This window comes from Paenibacillus tyrphae, from assembly GCF_027925525.1.
GTDB classification, from domain to species: Bacteria; Bacillota; Bacilli; order Paenibacillales; family NBRC-103111; genus Paenibacillus_G; species Paenibacillus_G tyrfis_B.
Window position 1 is genome coordinate 1 of sequence record NZ_BSDJ01000095.1, and the last position, 586, is coordinate 586.

Genomic DNA, 586 nt, shown 5'->3' on the forward strand with positions numbered 1-586 from the left:
TGGTCAAGACCCCATTTTGTAGACATTGGAAAAAAGACCCTAGGCAACAAGCTGGCGTCGGTATTCTACCGGCGTCAGCTTGTTTAATTTTCTTTGCGGTCTGTTTTCGTTATAAAAATGAATATATTCCTCAATTCGCCTTTGTGCCTCGTCCAAAGTTCGTATATCATAAGGATAGAGTCCTTCCGCTTTGAGATGCGAGAAGAAGCTCTCCATGGAGGCGTTGTCAAGACAATTGCCTCTCCGAGACATGCTGATTTGGGCGCCAACCTGTGGCAGCATGTCGTGGTAAGCGTGAGACGTGTACTGGAATCCTTGATCGCTGTGAACGATCAGTCCGGTCACGTCTTTCTTCTTCTCAAAGGCTTTCTCAAACGTCTGGAGGACGAGCTGGTTGTCGTTACGTAAGCTAATCTGGTAAGCTACGATCTCGTTATTGAACAAGTCTTTCACTGCTGAAAGGTATAGCCAAGTGTCTGCTACACGGTACTGAGTGACATCTGTGACCCATTTTTGGTTGGGGGCATCCGCTTGGAATTGGCGCTTTAACAGATTCTCCGCGACTCGCTCCTGAGCAGATGGAGCA

General features: G+C 47.6%; 1 protein-coding gene. It reads right to left on the reverse strand.

Features of this window, described 5'->3' with window-relative positions; all coding sequences use genetic code 11:
• Positions 1 to 39 precede the first annotated feature (39 nt).
• A partial coding sequence (locus tag QMG93_RS35000) for an IS3 family transposase (RefSeq protein ID WP_281944519.1) occupies positions 40 to 586 on the reverse strand: 547 nt, incomplete at its 5' end.